15 protein-coding genes and 1 pseudogene are annotated in these 16,367 nt (G+C 71.3%); 10 read left to right on the top strand and 6 right to left on the bottom strand.

Going from position 1 to position 16,367, the window contains the following annotated elements; genetic code table 11:
• Positions 1-73: 73 nt before the first annotated feature.
• Positions 74-493: a VOC family protein gene (locus B0675_RS38930; RefSeq protein ID WP_081224489.1), complete on the bottom strand. Its 420-nt coding sequence runs from the start codon at positions 491-493 to the stop codon at positions 74-76.
• Positions 494-854: 361 nt separating this feature from the next.
• On the opposite strand from B0675_RS38930, the gene B0675_RS38925 reads away from it, so the two are divergent.
• Both B0675_RS38925 and B0675_RS38920 read left to right on the top strand, forming a co-directional pair.
• The gene (locus tag B0675_RS38925) at positions 855-1,424 is read left to right on the top strand and encodes a hypothetical protein (RefSeq protein WP_081224488.1); all 570 of its coding nucleotides are present in this window, start codon (positions 855-857) and stop codon (positions 1,422-1,424) included.
• 177 nt (positions 1,425-1,601) lie between these two features.
• Complete coding sequence (locus tag B0675_RS38920; protein ID WP_081224487.1) at positions 1,602-2,150, top strand: HAD domain-containing protein; 549 nt, start codon at positions 1,602-1,604, stop codon at positions 2,148-2,150.
• Positions 2,151-2,271: 121 nt separating this feature from the next.
• Here B0675_RS38920 and B0675_RS38915 read toward each other — a convergent pair whose 3' ends face one another.
• Together B0675_RS38915 and B0675_RS38910 are read right to left on the bottom strand one after the other, a co-directional pair.
• Positions 2,272-3,162: a glycoside hydrolase family 19 protein gene (locus tag B0675_RS38915; protein ID WP_081224486.1), complete on the bottom strand. Its 891-nt coding sequence runs from the start codon at positions 3,160-3,162 to the stop codon at positions 2,272-2,274.
• A 440-nt stretch (positions 3,163-3,602) separates the two neighbouring features.
• On the bottom strand, positions 3,603-4,277 hold the full coding sequence (locus B0675_RS38910) for an alpha/beta fold hydrolase (protein WP_107482986.1): 675 nt from the start codon (positions 4,275-4,277) through the stop codon (positions 3,603-3,605).
• A 232-nt stretch (positions 4,278-4,509) separates the two neighbouring features.
• Between B0675_RS38910 and B0675_RS38905 the strand changes: the two genes are divergently transcribed.
• The 4 genes from B0675_RS38905 to B0675_RS38890 all read left to right on the top strand — a co-directional run bounded on the left by B0675_RS38905 (position 4,510) and on the right by B0675_RS38890 (position 8,991).
• Positions 4,510-5,730, top strand: coding sequence for a fused response regulator/phosphatase (locus B0675_RS38905; RefSeq protein ID WP_081224484.1), 1,221 nt, complete (start codon positions 4,510-4,512; stop codon positions 5,728-5,730).
• Positions 5,731-5,774: 44 nt separating this feature from the next.
• Complete coding sequence (locus B0675_RS38900) at positions 5,775-7,394, top strand: sensor histidine kinase (protein ID WP_241540184.1); 1,620 nt, start codon at positions 5,775-5,777, stop codon at positions 7,392-7,394.
• Entirely contained in the window at positions 7,391-7,840 is a 450-nt protein-coding gene (locus B0675_RS38895) for a response regulator (protein WP_081224483.1), read from the top strand. Before B0675_RS38900 ends, B0675_RS38895 begins: the two co-directional genes overlap by 4 nt.
• Before the next feature lie 218 nt (positions 7,841-8,058).
• Positions 8,059-8,991: a hypothetical protein gene (locus B0675_RS38890; RefSeq protein ID WP_081224482.1), complete on the top strand. Its 933-nt coding sequence runs from the start codon at positions 8,059-8,061 to the stop codon at positions 8,989-8,991.
• A gap of 57 nt (positions 8,992-9,048) precedes the next feature.
• On the opposite strand, the pseudogene B0675_RS38885 reads toward B0675_RS38890, so the two are convergent.
• Positions 9,049-9,845: pseudogene (locus tag B0675_RS38885) on the bottom strand (class I SAM-dependent methyltransferase).
• Positions 9,846-10,023: 178 nt separating this feature from the next.
• Here B0675_RS38885 and B0675_RS38880 point away from each other — a divergent pair.
• Positions 10,024-10,893, top strand: a complete 870-nt coding sequence (locus tag B0675_RS38880; protein WP_081224481.1) for a DUF427 domain-containing protein — start codon at positions 10,024-10,026, stop codon at positions 10,891-10,893.
• Positions 10,894-10,978: 85 nt separating this feature from the next.
• Here B0675_RS38880 and B0675_RS38875 read toward each other — a convergent pair whose 3' ends face one another.
• Positions 10,979-11,911, bottom strand: a complete 933-nt coding sequence (locus tag B0675_RS38875) for a helix-turn-helix transcriptional regulator (protein ID WP_081224480.1) — start codon at positions 11,909-11,911, stop codon at positions 10,979-10,981.
• A gap of 205 nt (positions 11,912-12,116) precedes the next feature.
• Between B0675_RS38875 and B0675_RS38870 the strand changes: the two genes are divergently transcribed.
• The 3 genes from B0675_RS38870 (at position 12,117) to B0675_RS38860 (ending at position 15,153) form a co-directional block, all read left to right on the top strand.
• A complete protein-coding gene (locus tag B0675_RS38870) occupies positions 12,117-13,094 on the top strand; it encodes an aldo/keto reductase (RefSeq protein WP_081224479.1) in 978 nt (325 codons plus the stop codon).
• A 77-nt stretch (positions 13,095-13,171) separates the two neighbouring features.
• Positions 13,172-14,206 (top strand): alcohol dehydrogenase catalytic domain-containing protein, encoded by a 1,035-nt coding sequence (locus B0675_RS38865; RefSeq protein ID WP_179165561.1) that lies wholly within the window; start codon positions 13,172-13,174, stop codon positions 14,204-14,206.
• 95 nt (positions 14,207-14,301) lie between these two features.
• Complete coding sequence (locus B0675_RS38860) at positions 14,302-15,153, top strand: aldo/keto reductase (RefSeq protein WP_081224477.1); 852 nt, start codon at positions 14,302-14,304, stop codon at positions 15,151-15,153.
• A gap of 111 nt (positions 15,154-15,264) precedes the next feature.
• Here B0675_RS38860 and B0675_RS38855 read toward each other — a convergent pair whose 3' ends face one another.
• Positions 15,265-15,870: a hypothetical protein gene (locus B0675_RS38855; RefSeq protein WP_081224476.1), complete on the bottom strand. Its 606-nt coding sequence runs from the start codon at positions 15,868-15,870 to the stop codon at positions 15,265-15,267.
• Between the last annotated feature and the right edge of the window lie 497 nt (positions 15,871-16,367).

Genomic DNA, 16,367 nt, shown 5'->3' with positions numbered 1-16,367 from the left:
GAGGAACGACGGGGTGTGCGGTGGGACTTCGCCGGCCGCACCGCACACCCCGAGCCGGCTCCACGGGAAGGCGTCAGGCCCCCGGCGATCCGGCGATGTTGACCATCCAGTCGACGCCGAAGCGGTCCGTGCACATGCCGAACGTGTCGCCCCACATCTGCTTCTCCAGCGGGACCGCCACCGTGCCGCCCGCGGACAGCTTCTCCCAGTAGCCGCTCAGCTCACCGGCGTCGTCGCCGCTCAGGCTCACCGCGAAGTTGTTGCCCGCGCGCCGTTCCATGCCGGGCGGGACGTCGGCGCCCATGAGAACGAAGCCGTTCGGGGCCTCCAGCATGCCGTGCATGACCTTGTCGGCGTACCCGGGAGGCGCGTCGGAGCCGAAGGCGCCGAACTCGTGCACGGTCAGTTCACCGCCGAAGACGTCCTGGTAGAAGGTCATGGCCTGCCTGGCATCACCGGAGAAGCTGATGTAGGGGTTGAGACGAGAGCCCACAGCAAGATCCTTTCGTGACGGTTCGTCAGAACCGCACAGTAGCCCCGGAGCTCCCTCCCGACGGGGATCCGCGCCGAGCCGTTCCCTCCCGCATCCGGGAGGCCGGGCCCCGGTGTCAGGAGGGGGCGAATCCCGGCCCTGTGTCGTGCTGGACCTCCTCACGCAACGCCAAGAGTGATCTCTTCCGTCCGAGCATCGATCACCGCCGTACGGGCCGCGGGCCACCGGCCTAGTGTCGGCCACGAACCCGCCGGTGACGGCTTGCCCCGCGAACCGCGTCGGGTGGGCGGGCGTGTCCTCGCACGCCCGCGTCCACGAGGGGTCCGGGGGTCGTCCGGGCCTGCGAAGGGGGAGCGCACACATGCCACTGACCAGGGCGTCCCTCGCCCGACGGATGCGCCGGGCGGGTCTGGTGGCGGCCGCCGTCGCCACCGCCGTCGTCTCGACGCTGGTGCTTGCCGCACCGGCCTCGGCGGCGACCTACCGTTACGACTGCCGCCGTCTCTCCGGCAACGGTTCCTACAGTCACCCCCTCGCCCTGGGGAACGTGACCGGCAGGACCGTGGTCGCCGTCAACTGCCCGCCACTGACGTCCGGTGCTGGTTACGCCCACCGGTACTTCAGCTTCACCCTCACCCGTCCCGCCCGCGTCCCCTCCTACGCGGGCGCGTCCTTCGCCCTCGACACCAGCCGGCGGTCCGCCGTCAACCCGTCTCTCAGCAGGGGGCCGTACACGGTCCTGCACACCGGCGCCGGCCTGTGGACGTACAACCGCTCAGGCGTCGCCAACGGCCGCTACCTGCCGCTCGGGCCCCTGCCCGCCGGTGGCGTCCTGGCCGCCGGCACCTACCGACTCGACCTCCAGAAGCTCGACTCCCCACTGCGGTCGCTCAGCACGCCGTGGTTCGACGTGGTGGTGGCCGTCTCCTGACCTCGCGACCGCGGTCCGGTTGCCATGGCGTTCCGCGCCGGACTGGATAGCCGGTTTGCCCGCAATGCGCGCATATTCGTCCTGTCCGTGGGACCGTGAAAGAAGGCGTGGCCCGTCGACATCCCCCGAACGACGGGCCACGCCGCTGCGCCCCGGCCACGCCACTACCCTGCGGCCATGCCCGGTTCCCCGCCCCAGCCGCCGCACCCACTCCTCTTCCTCGACGTCGACGGCCCCCTCATCCCCTTCGGCGCCGCGTCCTCGTCGTACCGGACCCACGAGCACGGCCGCACGCACGCGGGGGGACACACCAACCCCCTGCTCGCCCGGATCGATCCCGAGCACGGGCGTCGGCTGGCCGCCCTTCCGTGCGAACTGATCTGGGCGACGACCTGGATGGATGACGCGAACGCCTGCGTGGCGCCCTTGCTCGGTCTGCCGGAGCTGCCGGTGGTCGTCTGGCCGGAGCCGTCCGCCGTCGACGAACAGGACGAGCGGAAGGGGCTGCACTGGAAGACGCGCACCCTTGTGGACCGGGCGGCCGGACGGGCCTTCGTCTGGGTCGACGACGAGATCACCGGCGTCGACCGGGCCTGGGTCGACGAACATCATCGCGGGGCGGCCCTGCTCCACCGTGTCGATCCGCGACATGGCCTCACCGACAGGGATTTCGTCACCCTTGAGGACTGGCTGCGACGGGAAGCGAGCGAAAGGGGCGAGCGGTAGGCCCCTGACGTTGTCGGCGGCCGGTCGTGTTCGCGCGACGGCGCCCGCCGGCCTTCGTCGAGGTCGGCGGGCGCCGAAGAGATGGGTCAGGTGTGACGCCGGAGCGATCCGGCCTGCCCCATCAGCAGTAGAGGTTGCCGCCCGGCGTCACGCCGAGGATCGACGAGAAGCGCTGGTAGGCGTCCACGCGGCTCTGCACCTGCGCGGGGTTCCTGCCGTCGCACTCCAGCGATCCGTTGATGCTGCGGATGGTCTGGCCGAAGCCCGCTCCGTTGACCATCGCGTTGTGCGGGGTCATGCTGCCGGGGCCCGACTGCGTGTTCCAGTACCAGAGACCGGTCTTCCAGGCCACGGCCGAGTCGTTCTGGACCAGCCAGGGGTTGCCCAGCAGGTCGATGCCGAGGGCATCGCCCGCCGCCTTGTAGTTGAAGTTCCAGCTGAGCTGGATCGGGCCGCGCCCGTAGTACGCGGACTGGCCCGCCGGGCACCCGTACGACTGACTCCAGTCGCAGTACGTGGGGTAGTTGGCGGTGTTCTGCTCCACCACGTAGACCAGCCCGCCGGTCTCGTGGTTCACGTTGGCGAGGAAGGCCGCGGCCTCCTGCTTCTTGACCGTGTCGCTGCCGGTGTTGGTGAAGCCGGGGTAGGCGCTCAGCGCGGCCTTGAGCCCGCTGTAGGTGTAGAACGAATTCCGGTTCGGGAACATCTGGTTGAACTGGGACTCGCTCACGACGAAGCCCTCGGACGGGTTGGTCGGACCGTTGTCGCAGGCGTAGGGCTCCCAGAACCAGGTGCTGATGACGGGGTCGTAGCCCGGGTTGTCGTGTTCCGCTATGTAGGCCTTGCCGTCGGTGTACCGGACGATGTTGCCGGTGACGTACGACTTGCCGGCCACCCAGCTCGGGTAGCTCGAACAGGACGCGGCGGAGGCGTCGGTGGCCGGCAGCAGCACGGGTGCCGCGGTTCCGATCAGGAGGGCGGCCAAGAGGGAAGACACGCGTCGTTTTGACACAGGATCATTTCCTTTGCACGGCAGGGCCGCACCGGAAGGCAAGGGTCAACCTCGCGTGCACGCGCCGATGTTGGCCGGTGCCACGGCTTCCGGAGCGGCCGCGGTGGGGGGTGTGCTGCCACACTCAACCGCTTTGGTCTGTACCAGTCAAGGGTGTAGACCAGTCATCCGCGACAACGTTGGCAAGCGGTGGGTGAAGGCGCCGCGAGGAGACCGCCGCGACCTGCGAAGGGACACGGAGGAGAGGAGTGAGGGCCCGAGACCGGGCGGGGATTTCGGGCCCTCACCTGTCGCGCGTCCTCGGGGGTGGCAGCGCGACGACCATTTCAACGAGGTTCCCGCGCGATGGATACGAATCGCCGCGGCCGGCCTGTCGGACCGCCCCGCGGCGGGTTCGTGGTGCCCGTCGGGGGGAGAGCCGCGGAGTGGCGGTCCGCCCGTCAGGGTGCCCGGTCGAGCAGACGGTCGACGAGAGGCCCCGGGTGCGACAGCGCCGCCAGATGGCCGCCCGGGACGGTCTCGGCGTCGACACCGAGACGCTCGCGGGCCACCCGGCGCTGGAACTCCGCCGGGAAGAACCGGTCCCCGGCGCCCGCGAGCACCCGGGTCGGCACATCGGGCCACCGCTCGACGGCACAGGGCTGGCCGAACGCGATCTCGGCCTCGGGCCGCTCGTGCTCGGCCCCGCCCGCGGCTACCTCCGCCGGGACGTCGTGCAGGAAATAGGTGTCGAGGTCGATCTCGGTCGAGTACCCACCCGCCTCTGCCGCCGCGACCCGGGCCGCCTCCGATCCCGTGGCACCCCACCACTGCCCGGGTGTCTCGCCCGGCAGCGGGATCATCGCGTTGACGAACACCAGCCGGCCCACCGGGACACGGGCGCACACCATCGGCGCCGTGAAGCCGCCCATGGACTGGGCCACCAGGACGACCCCGTCACGACCACCGATCGCCGCCACCACCGCGTCGGTGTACTCGGGCAACCCCGAGGATTCGTCCGCGCCGTCCAGATCGACGGCGAGAGCCTCGTGCCCCCGGGCGCGCAGCTCGGACACCACGCGGTGCCAGTACCAGGCCGCACCACCGGCACCGGGAATCAGGACAAACACGGTCACCCTCGCTTCCGTCCGCTTCACTCTCGCACTCTTCGGACCGTCGCGGGCGACGTGACTCATCGGTGTCCGGCACCCTTGTCCGAGAGGCACATCACACCTGGTGCCGGACGACGGCGCAGCTCGCCCGCCGTGAGTGACTCTCCCCATGAGGTGCTTCGCCGCGAGCCTGAGTATGCTCGCGGAGTTATCCGTCAGGCAGCGGCGGAATGGTGGTTGGTGGGGGGTTCTCTCAATGATGACGTCGCAGCCAGGGGCTGCCGGCGTGGTTTCTCCCGCGCTGGACCGTGCAGCGGCCTGGGGGGTGGAACAGCCGTCGGTCCTCCTCGTCGAGGACGACGCCGGTGACGCCCTGCTCGTGGAGGAACTGGTCGCCGACAGCGCGCTCGGGATGCGGCTGCGCTGGGTGCGGACGATGGCCGAGGCCTGCGACGTGCTCGCCTCCGAGGTACCGGACTGCGTGCTGCTCGACCTGCACCTGCCGGACGCCCAGGGCCTCGAAGCCGTGTCCCGGATCCGGGAGCGGGCCGAGAACGTCGCCATCGTGGTCCTCACCGGCCTCGCCGAGGAGGGGACCGGGCTCGCCGCTGTCACCGCGGGCGCGCAGGACTACCTGGTCAAGGGGCGCGTCGAGCCGGAACTCTTCGGACGTGCGGTCCGCTACGCGATCCAGCGCAAGCAGGCCGAGCAGAACGCCGTGGCGTTGCAGGCGAGCCAGATGCAGGCGCGGGAGAACGCGCGCCTGGAGCGCGGGCTGCTGCCGCGCCCGCTGCTCCGCGGCGACGACGTCGAAGTCGTGACCCGCTACCGTCCCGGCCGCGCGCACGCCCTGCTCGGCGGTGATTTCTACGACATCGTGCAGAGCGCCGACGGCACCGTGCACGCGATGATCGGCGACGTCTCCGGACACGGTCCGGACGAGGCCGCACTCGGCGTGGCGCTGCGAATAGCGTGGCGCACCCTCGTGCTCAGCGGCGTCACCGGCGCCGACCAGGTCGGCCGCCTGGAGGAGATCCTCCTGGCCGAGCGGGCCAAGGCGGGAGTCTTCGCCACCCTGGTCATCCTCTCGATCGGTCCCGGGGAGCGCCGCGTCCGCATGGTGCGGGCAGGTCATCCCGGAGCGCTGCTGGTCGGCGACGGAGGCGTCGAGTGGGTAGAAGTCCGGGGAGGGCCCGCCCTCGGGATCGTTCCCGGAGGGGCCTGCTGGCCCGTGGAGGAGCTGACCGTCCCCGAGGGCGCCGCGATCGTCCTGTTCACCGACGGGCTGTTCGAAGGGCGCGTCGGACGCGGCATCGAGCGCCTGGGCGAGGAGGGGCTGCTGGATGTCGCGCGTGAGCTGGCCGCTCTGGCCCCCGCCCCCTTCGTCGACGGCCTGATCGAGCGCGCCGAACGGCTCGCCGAGCAACAGGGCGGCCTGGCAGACGACGTCGCCGTGCTCTACCTGCGCTGGCGGTGACCGGCGTGGAAAGCGTGCGAGAAGAGAGTGACTCCGAGGATGGGATGGCGAAGATGACCGGCGAGCGGTGGGCCGGACACCGGCTGACGGTGCAGGGCTGGTTCCGGCTCGTGCTCGGCCTGATGGCCCTGCTGGTGCTCGTGGGCGCCGTGATCGGCGCGGTGATGCTCCAGCAGACGGCCACGGTCACCGACCAGATGCTGCGGGACATCAAGCCCGCGCAGACCGAGGCCTACCGGTTGCAGGCTTCCCTCGTGAACCAGGAGACCGGTGTCCGCGGCTACGCCATCGCGGCCGACCGCCAGTTCCTCGACCCCTACGAGCAGGGCAAGAAGGACGAGGCGCGGTCCGCCGACCGTGTCCGAGGCCTGATCGGCGACCGCCCCGCACTCCTCGCCGACCTCGCCGCGGTCGAGAAGCGGGCCGACGCCTGGCGGCGCACCTACGCCGAGCCCCTTGTGGCCCGCGTCACGCCGGGTGAACCGCGCACCATCGACCGGGCGTCCGCCGAACGCGGCAAGAAGGCCTTCGACGAGATCCGCAAGGCCGCGGCCGAGCAGAACGCCGGACTCACGGCGGCGGTCGACGACGGTCAGCGGCGACTCGAGCACTCCCGGAAGGTCCGCGACGCCGTGCTCATCGGCATGGTCGTGGCCTTCCTGCTGGCCGGGGTGGCTCTGACGTTCCTCGTCCGGCTCCTGGTCGCGCGACCGCTGGAGGCCCTGCAGAACGCCACCCGCAAGGTGGCGCGCGGCGAGTTCGACCACGCCATCACCGGCGGTGGTCCGGTGGACCTGAGGGCGGTGGCGGCGGACGTCGAGGGCATGCGCCGGCGGATCGTCGACGAACTGGACTCCTCGCGCGAGCAGCGCGACATCCTGGCCCGGCAGACCGCTGATCTGGACGCCCAGGCCGTCGAACTGCGGCGCTCCAACGCGGAACTCGAACAGTTCGCCTACGTCGCCTCGCACGACCTCCAGGAACCCCTCCGCAAGGTGGCCTCCTTCTGCCAGCTGCTGGAGCGGCGCTACGGCGACCAGCTGGACGACCGCGCCAAGCAGTACATCGACTTCGCCGTCGACGGTGCCAAACGCATGCAGGTACTCATCAACGACCTGCTCACGTTCTCCCGGGTGGGCCGGGTCAACGACGCCCGCCTCCCGGTCGACCTGGGCCTCGGCCTCACCAAGGCGCTGGCCAACCTGGACAGCGCGATCACCGAGAGCGGCGCGCGCGTCGACCGGCCGGACGAACTGCCCGAGATCGTCGGGGACCCGACCCTCCTCGCGATGCTCTGGCAGAACCTCATCGGCAACGCCGTCAAGTTCCGTCGCCCCGACCGCGCACCGCATGTCCGGATCACGTGCGAGCGCGACCCGGACGACACCGGCGCCTGGCGGCTGAGCGTCACGGACAATGGGATCGGTATCCCCGGCGAGTTCGAGGAGAAGGTCTTCGTCATCTTCCAGCGGCTGCACAGCCGCGACTCGTACGGTGGCACCGGCATCGGCCTCGCGCTGTGCAAGAAGATCGTCGAGTACCACGGCGGCCGCATCTGGCTCGACACCAGCCACACCGATGGCACACGCTTCTGCTTCACCCTGCCCGCCGCCGAGCAGGCGGACGGCACTCCCACGCACTCCGAGGACAAGGCCCTTATATGACGACTCCCTCAGGCACTCCCATCGACGTCCTCCTCGTCGAGGACGACCCGGGCGACGAGCTGATGACCCGGGAGGCGTTCGAGGACAACAAGATCGGCAACACCCTGCACGTCGTCCGGGACGGCGAGGAGGCGCTCGACTTCCTCTACAAGCGCGGCGCCCACACCGGCGCCCCGCAGCCCGACCTGATCCTGCTCGACCTCAACCTGCCCAAGTACGACGGCCGGCAGGTCCTGGAGGAGATCAAGTCGGACCCGGCGCTCTCGCACATCCCGGTCGTGGTCCTCACCACCTCGGCGGCGGAGGAGGACATCCTGCGCAGCTACAAGCTCCACGCCAACGCCTATGTCACCAAGCCGGTCGACCTGGACCAGTTCATCGCAGCCGTACGCCAGATCGACGACTTCTTCGTCCAGGTGGTCCGCCTGCCGCGCCACAACGGCTGAGCACGCCGTCGATCGGCTGAGGCCGGGAAAGCCCGCTCGGGCCCGCAGGCCTTCGTGCGCGTGTCGGACGGCCGGGCCGCGCCCGCGATCACGACCCGTCGGGCGTGCCCCGCATCCGCCCGGCCGCCCGCTGCCGAAAAGCTGGTCAGTGGATCCACCACGCGACGGGCAGAGGCGGCGGTCACGCGTCCTGCCTCGTTCTCATCGAGGAGGCACTGATGCGGGCCACCGCGACGATCGAGGCGGGCTCGGCGCAGGAGTCGTACGCCATGCCCCGCACCGAGGCTGCCCGAGAGCCGGTGCGGGTGCCGGAGGCCCTGCCGCAATGGCGTGATCTCGGGCTCTCGTCCATGTCCGCGCTGCTCGTCGTCTCCCTCAGCCGCGCGGGGAGCCGTTCCTTCCAGGCCGTCTGCCAGTGGCCCCGCTGGCACCCCCTCAACGAACACGTCCTCGCGGTGACGCATCACCCGCTGATCCTCGTCGAGTCGACCCGCCAGCTGGCCGCCCTCGCGGAGGGCAGGTTCCTCCCGGCCACCGGCACCGCCGCACTGCGGCCCACGTCGGTGGCCCTGGGGACGGATCCGGAGACGCGGCCGGTCGAGACGAGTGGCGCCACCGACGTCACCGTGCGCGTCACGACGAGCGATGTCGCCGTGCGCTCCGGCCGACTGACCGGCTACCGGATCACGGCCGAGTACTTCCACGAAGGCAGGCGATTCGGTGTGTGCGCCATGGTCTTCGCACCCGCCTCGCCCACGGCCCCGGAACCGGGGGAGGGGACGCTCACGAGCCTGCTGCATCCCGCCGCTCCGGCCGTGGGGGCGGCGGCCGACCCCGACGTGCTGCTGGCGCGAGCGCCGCAGGGCCGCCTGGTGATCCTTCCCCGTGACCCCGCCCATCCGGTCCTGCTCCCCGGTCGGCCGCGCGAGCTGCCCCTGCACGCCGTGCTCGAAGCCGGCCGGCAGGCGGCTCTGCTCCAGCAGGGACGGCCCGCCTCCGCTGTGGTCGGCCTTGCCGCCCAGCTGCGGGGCCCGGTGCCCTGCCGGGGCGCGGTGATCGACGTGGCGCCGGAGGAGAACGGGGCGCGTTTCGCCGTCACGTCCGAGGGGCGCGTCGTGGCCTCGGGGACGGTGACGCTGGCGGGTGCCTGAGCGGCGCGGCGGGAGGGGTTCGCCGGCGAGTCAGCTGCCTCAGGGGCGTCGGCTGTTTCAGGGACGGGAGTCCGCCGCCGGTCCGCCGTCCGAGCCGTCCGTCGGCAGGGGGACCTCCAGGACGAAGATCAGGAAGGTGGCCCTGGTCGCGAGGTCGTGGAAGGCGTCGGGGAACAGCTCGCGCGCGGCCGGGTCGGGCTGCGGTTCGTCGAGGGCGGTCAGACGGAAGCCGGCGGCGGTGAGGGCCTCGGTCATCGCGTGCAGCGGTTTGCGCCAGAACGTCATCGGTGCCGACTGTCCGCCGAACGTCCAGGTGAAGGGGTAGCTGGTCGTCGCGAAGGAGTCGGGCCGGGTTCCTGGAACGTGGAGGCCACGAAGGGGTGCTCCACCGACGCGATCAGCCGGCCACCAGGCCTGAGCACGCGCCGCAGCTCGCCCAGCGCCGGCCCCCCGTCCGCCAGGTGGTGCAGCAGGAGCGAGGCGACCACGTCGTCGAACGAGCCGTCGGTGAACGGCAGACGCTCGCTCACGTCGGCCACATGCAGGGCCACGTCGTCACCGAGCCGCCGTCTGGCCGGCGCCGGCATCCCGGCGCCGACGTCGATACCGGTGACCACGGCACCGCGGTCGCGCAGTGCGGCGGACAGCGGGCCCGACCCGCAACCGGCGTCCAGCACCCGACGTCCTGTCACGTCTCCGGCCAGGGCCAACATCGCCGGACGCTCGTAGTAGGCGTTGACCAGGCTGTTCTCGTTCTCCGCCGCGTACGCCTCGGCGAAACGGTCGTAGTCGTTCACCGGGCCCCGATCCAGGGACCGGGGGAGCCTCTCGGGCACGTCGGCCGCGTGTTCCATCGGCGCAGCCCAGTGGTCGCATGATCCGTACGGCAGGCCTCAGTTGACACCTGAGGCGACGCTCGACGGCAACCGGAGCGCCTCCCGGTACGGCCCCTGCGCCGACGCTCTGCTCCGGTCCCCGACCCGTGGCAGGGTGGGAGTGAGCCGGTGAGCCCCGTCCGAAGGAGAACCGCTCATGACCGCGATCCCCGCCGCGCGTGACGTCAGGACCACCCCGGAAGGCCTTCTGTGGGCGCCCAGCGAACGCTGGGTGCGCGGACGCACCGGCGGGATCACCGTCGTGGACAGCAGACATCCCGTCCTCGTCTGGGAGCCGGGAGTGCCGGTCCCGCTCTACGCCTTCCCGCGCGCGGACGTCCGGGAGGACCTCCTCCACCCGGCGAAGAATCCCCGCACGGGCACCCACACCGGTTCGCGGATCTTCTACGACGTCGAGCTGGACGGCGAGCGGCTGGAGAACGCCGCCTGGACGTTCCCGGCCGACGACCTTGCCGGGCACATCGCCTTCGAATGGTTCCGGCGCTCCGGAAGGGGCCTGGAGCACTGGTACGAGGAGGAGGAAGAGATCTTCATCCACCCCCGTGACCCGTACAAGCGTGTGGACGCCGTCCCCAGCAGCCGTCATGTCCAGGTCGAGATCGACGGCACCCTCGTCGCCGACACGCACCGCCCCGTCCTGCTCTTCGAGACCGGCCTCCCGACCCGCTACTACATGCCCCGCGAGGACGTCCGACTCGACCTGCTCCGGCCGAGCGACCTGAGCACGGGATGCCCGTACAAGGGCACCGCCACCTACTGGGCCTGGCCGGGCGAGGGCGACGAGCCCGCGAACCTCGTGTGGAGCTACCCGGAGCCGCTGCCCGCCGTGGCCGCGGTCAAGGACCTCCTCGCCTTCTACAACGAGGCGGTCGACATCACCGTGGACGGCGAACGCCTGGGCCGGCCCGTCACCCCGTTCACGTCGAAGCGCCCCGGCCAGGACTCCCGGAGAGCGGAATCCGGACCGGCCCCCTGCTCTGGGGCGCCTTCACCTCGCTCGGAGTGACCGCGCTGCTCACGGCCTCCCTCCCTCCCTCCCTCCCTCCCTCCCTCCCTCCCGCCTCGTCGCGTCTTCCGGGGCATGGCCCCGTTCAGCGTTCCTGGCCCGATCGCCGGGCATCGCGCGCATCCTGCGCGACCGACCCCTGCGCGGACTGGGGGGCGGTCATGTCGAGCAGGAGCAGCGCGTCGTGGTCGGGGCTGCCCGGTTCGGCGAGGTAGACACCAAGGCGCTGACCGGGGGTGCCCTCCAGGTGCATGGCTTGGGCGGTGAGGGTGATCGTCCCGACGTGCGGGTGGTGGAACGTCTTGTGCGCGGGCTTGCGGCCGGTGACGTCGTAGCGCTCCCACAGCCTGGCGAAGTCCGGGCTCTTCAGGACGAGTTCGCCGACGAGGTGGGTGAGGTCGGGTGCGTCGGGCGCGGTTCCGGCGATGGCCCGCAGGCGGGCGACGCAGCCGCGGACCTGGTTGTCCCAGTCGGGGAACAACTCGCGGGCGGTGGGGTGCAGGAAGAGGTACCGGGCGAGGTTGCGTTGCTTCGCGGGCCAGTCGCCGAGCCCGGCGTACAGTGCGAGACCGCTCCGGTTCGACGCGAGGAACTCCATGCTGCGGCTCAGGACGTACGCCGGATGGGGGCGCAGGGTCTCCAGCAGCTGGTGCACGTGCGGTCGGACGGTCCTGCTCGGCGCCGGCGGCGGTTCGGGCGCGTACCGCGCGGCACGGGCGGCCAGCTCGCGCAGGTGGTGGTGTTCCTGGTCGTCGAGCTGGAGGGCACGGGCCAGCGCGTCCACGACGGAAGGGCTGGGGCGGGTCTCCTTGCCGCGCTCCAGACGTACGTAGTAGTCGATGCTGATCCCCGAGAGGGTGGCCAGCTCCTCCCTGCGCAGTCCGGGAGTGCGACGCAGACCGCCGCCGACCGTGAGACCGACCTGCTCCGGGGTGGTCTGGGTGCGCCGGGCCCGCAGGAACAGGCCCAGCTCCAGCCCCTCGCTTCCGCCGCTGCCGTGCGTGCGCTCAGATGCCATGGCTTCAGTGTCACACCGTCGTGACCTGGCCGGGAGCGCGGTGGAGGGCCCTGCCATGACCCCCGAAGAACCCGCCCTGCCGCCGCCGGCGAAAGAGCGCGAGGGTGGAGGCACGACACCACGCGGCGTCCCGCGAGCGGTCCGGGGAGGACCGGGCCACAGTGGAGAACGCCGAGCGGTGATGAACCCGGAGGGAAGAGAGCCGATGCGTTACATCAAGCTGCGTGACCTGGAGGTCTCCCGGATCGGGCTCGGTGCGATGGGGATGTCCCACGGCTACACGGGCTCCGGCACCGACGACGCAGAGTCGGTCCGCACCGTGCACCGGGCCCTGGAGCTGGGCGTCACGCTGATCGACACCGCCGAGATCTACGGCCCCTACACGAACGAGGACCTGCTCGGCAGGGCGCTGAAGGGCCGCCGCGACGACGTGGTCCTGGCGACGAAGTTCGGCCTGGTCTCGCACGCCGGCGACGGTCCCTGGAACCTCGACAGCAGCCCGGCCAACGTCCGTGCGGCAGTCGAAGGCTCGCTGCGACGGCTGGGCACCGACCACATCGACCTGTACTACCAGCACCGAGTCGACCCGAACACGCCCATCGAGGAGACCGCGGGCGCGGTGGGAGAGCTGGTCGCCGAGGGGAAGGTCCGTGCGTTCGGCCTCTCCGAGGCGGGACCCGACACCATCCGCCGTGCCCACGCCGTCCACCCCGTCACCGCCGTCCAGTCCGAGTACTCCCTGTGGACACGCGGCGTGGAGGACCGGGTGCTGCCTGTGCTGCGGGAACTGAACATCGGTCTGGTGCCATTCTCCCCGCTCGGACGCGGGTTCCTCACGGGCACGATCCGGTCGGCGGACGAGTTCGACGCGACCGACTTCCGGCGCGGCAACCCCCGCTTCACGGGCGAGAACTTCGAACGGAACCTGCGTCTGGCCGACGAGGTCAAGGCGATCGCCACCGAGGCGGGGACGACCCCGGCGCAGGTCGCACTGGCCTGGCTGCTCGCCCAGGGCGACGACATCGCGCCGATCCCCGGTACCAAGCGGGTCCATCGCGTCGAGGAGAACACCGCGGCCGACGGCGTCACGCTGACCCCCGAGCAGGTCGCCAAGCTCAGCAGCCTGCCTCCCGCCGCCGGCGACACCCACACCGAGGAGCAGGCGCGGATGCTCGAACGCTGACGCCACTCACAGGGGAGACCCGAGTCCGCACGGCCGCCGCCACCGGCGGCGACCACCAGAAGCAGGAGCAGCCTTTCATGCGCGCAGCAGTGATGTACGGAGCCGGAGACGTGCGCGTCGAGGACCGTCCCGATCCGAAGATCCAGCGGCCCACCGACGCCGTCGTCCGCACCCTCCTGGCCTGTGTGTGCGGCAGCGACCTGTGGCCCTACAGGTCCATGGCCGCCACCGACACCGGCCGCCCCATGGGCCACGAGTTCCTCGGTGTCGTCGAGGAGACCGGCGCCGACGTCTCCGGCGTCAAGGCCGGCGACCTGGTGGTCGCGCCCTTCACGTACTGCGACAACACCTGTGACCGCTGTGCCAGGGGCCTGCAGATCTCCTGCCGGCACGGCGGCCGCTACGGCTTCGACGGGGTGGACGGCGGACAGGGCGAGGCCGTGCGCGTCCCCCAGGCCGACGGCACCCTCGTCACACTGCCCGTCGCGGCGGACTCGGCACTCCTGCCCTCGCTGCTGACCCTGTCCGACGTGATGGGCACGGGCCACCACGGCGCCGTCACGGCAGGCGTCGGCCCCGGTGACTCCGTCCTCGTCATCGGGGACGGCGCGGTCGGCCTGTGCGCGGTCATCGCCGCACGGAGGCTCGGCGCCGAGAGCGTCACCCTCATGGGCCGCCACACCGCACGCACCGACCTGGGGCGCGAGTTCGGCGCCACCGCCGTCGTCGCCGAGCGGGGCGAGGAGGGAGTCGCCCGGGTCCGCGAACTCACCTGTGGCGACGGCGTCGACAAGGTCATCGAGGCCGTCGGCACCCGCGAGACCCTGGACACCGCCTTCGGCACCGCCGTCGACGGGGGCACCATCAGCCGCCTGGGCGTCCCGCAGTACGAGGAGGGCCCGGTCGGCGCGGCGATGATCATGCGGAACATCACCCTCACCGGCGGCGCCAGCCCCGCGCGCGCCTACATCGAGGAGCTCATGCCCGACATCCTCGACGGGACCATCACCCCCGGCCGCGTCTTCGGCCCGAGTTTCTCGATCGACCAGGTCCCCGATGCCTACCGAGCCATGAATGACCGTGAGGTTCTCAAGGCGCTCATCACCTTGTGACCCCGGGTCGAACGACCGTCCCCGAGAGGCCGGTCGGCGACTCGACCCGACCCCCGCGCCTCCCGCTGGGGACCCGCACGACGAGAGGTACCGCCATGCAGCACGTCACCCTGAACAACGGCGTCGAGATGCCGATCCTCGGCTTCGGCGTCTACCAGATCCCGCCTGAGGAGACCGAGCGGGCCGTCTCCGAGGCCCTCGTCGCCGGATACCGGCTGCTCGACACCGCGGCGGCCTACGGCAACGAGGAAGCCGTGGGCCGCGCCATCAAGAGCAGCGGCGTCCCTCGGCAGGACCTGTTCGTCACCACCAAACTCTGGATCCAGGACGCCCCCGCCGAGGAGAACACACGGCGCGCCGTCGAGACGTCCCTGGCCAAGCTCGGCCTGGACCACGTCGACCTGTACCTGATGCACCAGCCCTTCGGTGACGTCTATGGACAGTGGCGCGGTATGGAGGCCGTGCACCGTGAAGGCCTGGCGAAGGCGATCGGCGTCGCGAACTTCTATCCCGACCGGCTTCTCGACCTCGTCGTCAACAACGAGGTGACCCCCGCCGTCAACCAGATCGAGACCCACCCCTTCTTCCAGCGCGTGGCCGACCAGGACCTGATGCGGGAGCACGGCGTCCAGATCCAGTCGTGGGGAGGCTTTGCCGAGGGCAGGAACGACCTCTTCACCAACGCCCTGTTGAGCGGGATCGGCGCCGACCACGACAAGTCCGTGGCGCAGGTCGTCCTGCGCTGGCTCGTCCAGCGCGGTGTCGTCGCCATCCCCAAGTCGGTCCGTGCCGAGCGTATGGCGGAGAACTTCGACATCTTCGACTTCGAACTCACCGACGACCAGATGGCCGCGATCGCGACGCTGGACAAGGGCACGTCGCTGTTCTTCGACCACCGCGACGCCGAAGCCGTGGGCTGGCTCGCCAAGCGACGCCTGGACGGCTGATCCGGAACGCCTGAGCCGTACGTCTGACCGGCTCGGGCCGCCCGGGCCCGCCGTGGTTGACCGGCCCGGGCGTGCGGGCGCCGGCTCCGCCGCCCGCACGGCGCACGCTCGTCAGGGCCGAAGGCCCGCCTTCCGGAGCGTCAGCGTCGACAGGTCGGCGATGACGTCCGGATCGCCGCGACGCCAGGCGTCGGCCAGGCCGCCGGGCGGTGTGGGGATCGCGGACAGCGGCCGCTGCGGGCCGGTGAGCGCGCGCAGGGCGAGGAGGTCGGCGCCGCCGGGGGCGTCGAGGAGGCGACGGGTGGTGGCGGTACGCCTGATCCAGCGCATCCGCGGAACGAGCCACAGCACCAGGATCACGGCGGTCGGGAGGACGATGAGGGCGATCGTCGTGAGCGTGGCGACATGACCCACGGTGTCCTGCAACGACTGCCCGGCATCGGAGAGGCTGGTGCCGGCGTCGGCCGCGGACTTGAGCGGCTTCTTCAGCGAGTCGCCGACGAACGGCACCTTCGAGGCCGCGTCGCCGGCGTCGTCGAGACCGGAGGCAAGACTGTCGCCCGCGCTCTCGGCCTTCCGCCCGGGCTCGGCCAGCGTCAGGATCGCGTCACGGACGACCAGGGCGAACTTCACCGTGATCGCGATCAGGAGCAGAGCGATCAGATCCGCGATCAGCTGACGACCCCGGCGCGCTGGGGTCTGGGCGTAGAGACGCATGGACGTGCTCCTGTTCCGACGGTGACATCGATGAAGGCCGACGCCGGCCGGGTGGCTCGGCGGTCGTGCGTGCGGTAGGTGACGGCGAGGGACAGCGGGCTGCTTGACGGTACGTGGGACGCGCGGACGATATCGGTCTCCGCGCGCCCAGGACCGGTCGCGTCCTCCGGCGGCCGGGGGACACAGGCGTCCGTCGGCCGAGCGCCGTACGCGGAGAAAGCCCCGTTGCCCGCGCCCGAGCAGGCCGCCGGACCCCGTGGGGCCGGTGCAGCGCCCGGTGGACCGAGCTGTTCTCACCGTGATGTCCCGCCGCTCCCGCCCGGTCCCGTGCGCCTGTCGGGGAGAGTGTGCCCCCTCGCGTCACGGGTACCCGTCCCGGTCCTTCGCGTCGGCCGCGATCATCCCGCGGATCGGCCGGCACGTCGGTCGCCGACGGTCGGGCGGCATGTCCGTCGGCGTCGGTACGCTGCCCCGAGTGCCGACGACGGTGGGGGGCG

Source organism: Streptomyces sp. M41(2017) (genome assembly GCF_002078175.1).
Lineage (GTDB): Bacteria > Actinomycetota > Actinomycetes > Streptomycetales > Streptomycetaceae > Streptomyces.
Note: the sequence above shows the minus strand (reverse complement) of the source record. Positions and strands in the feature narration are given on the sequence as shown.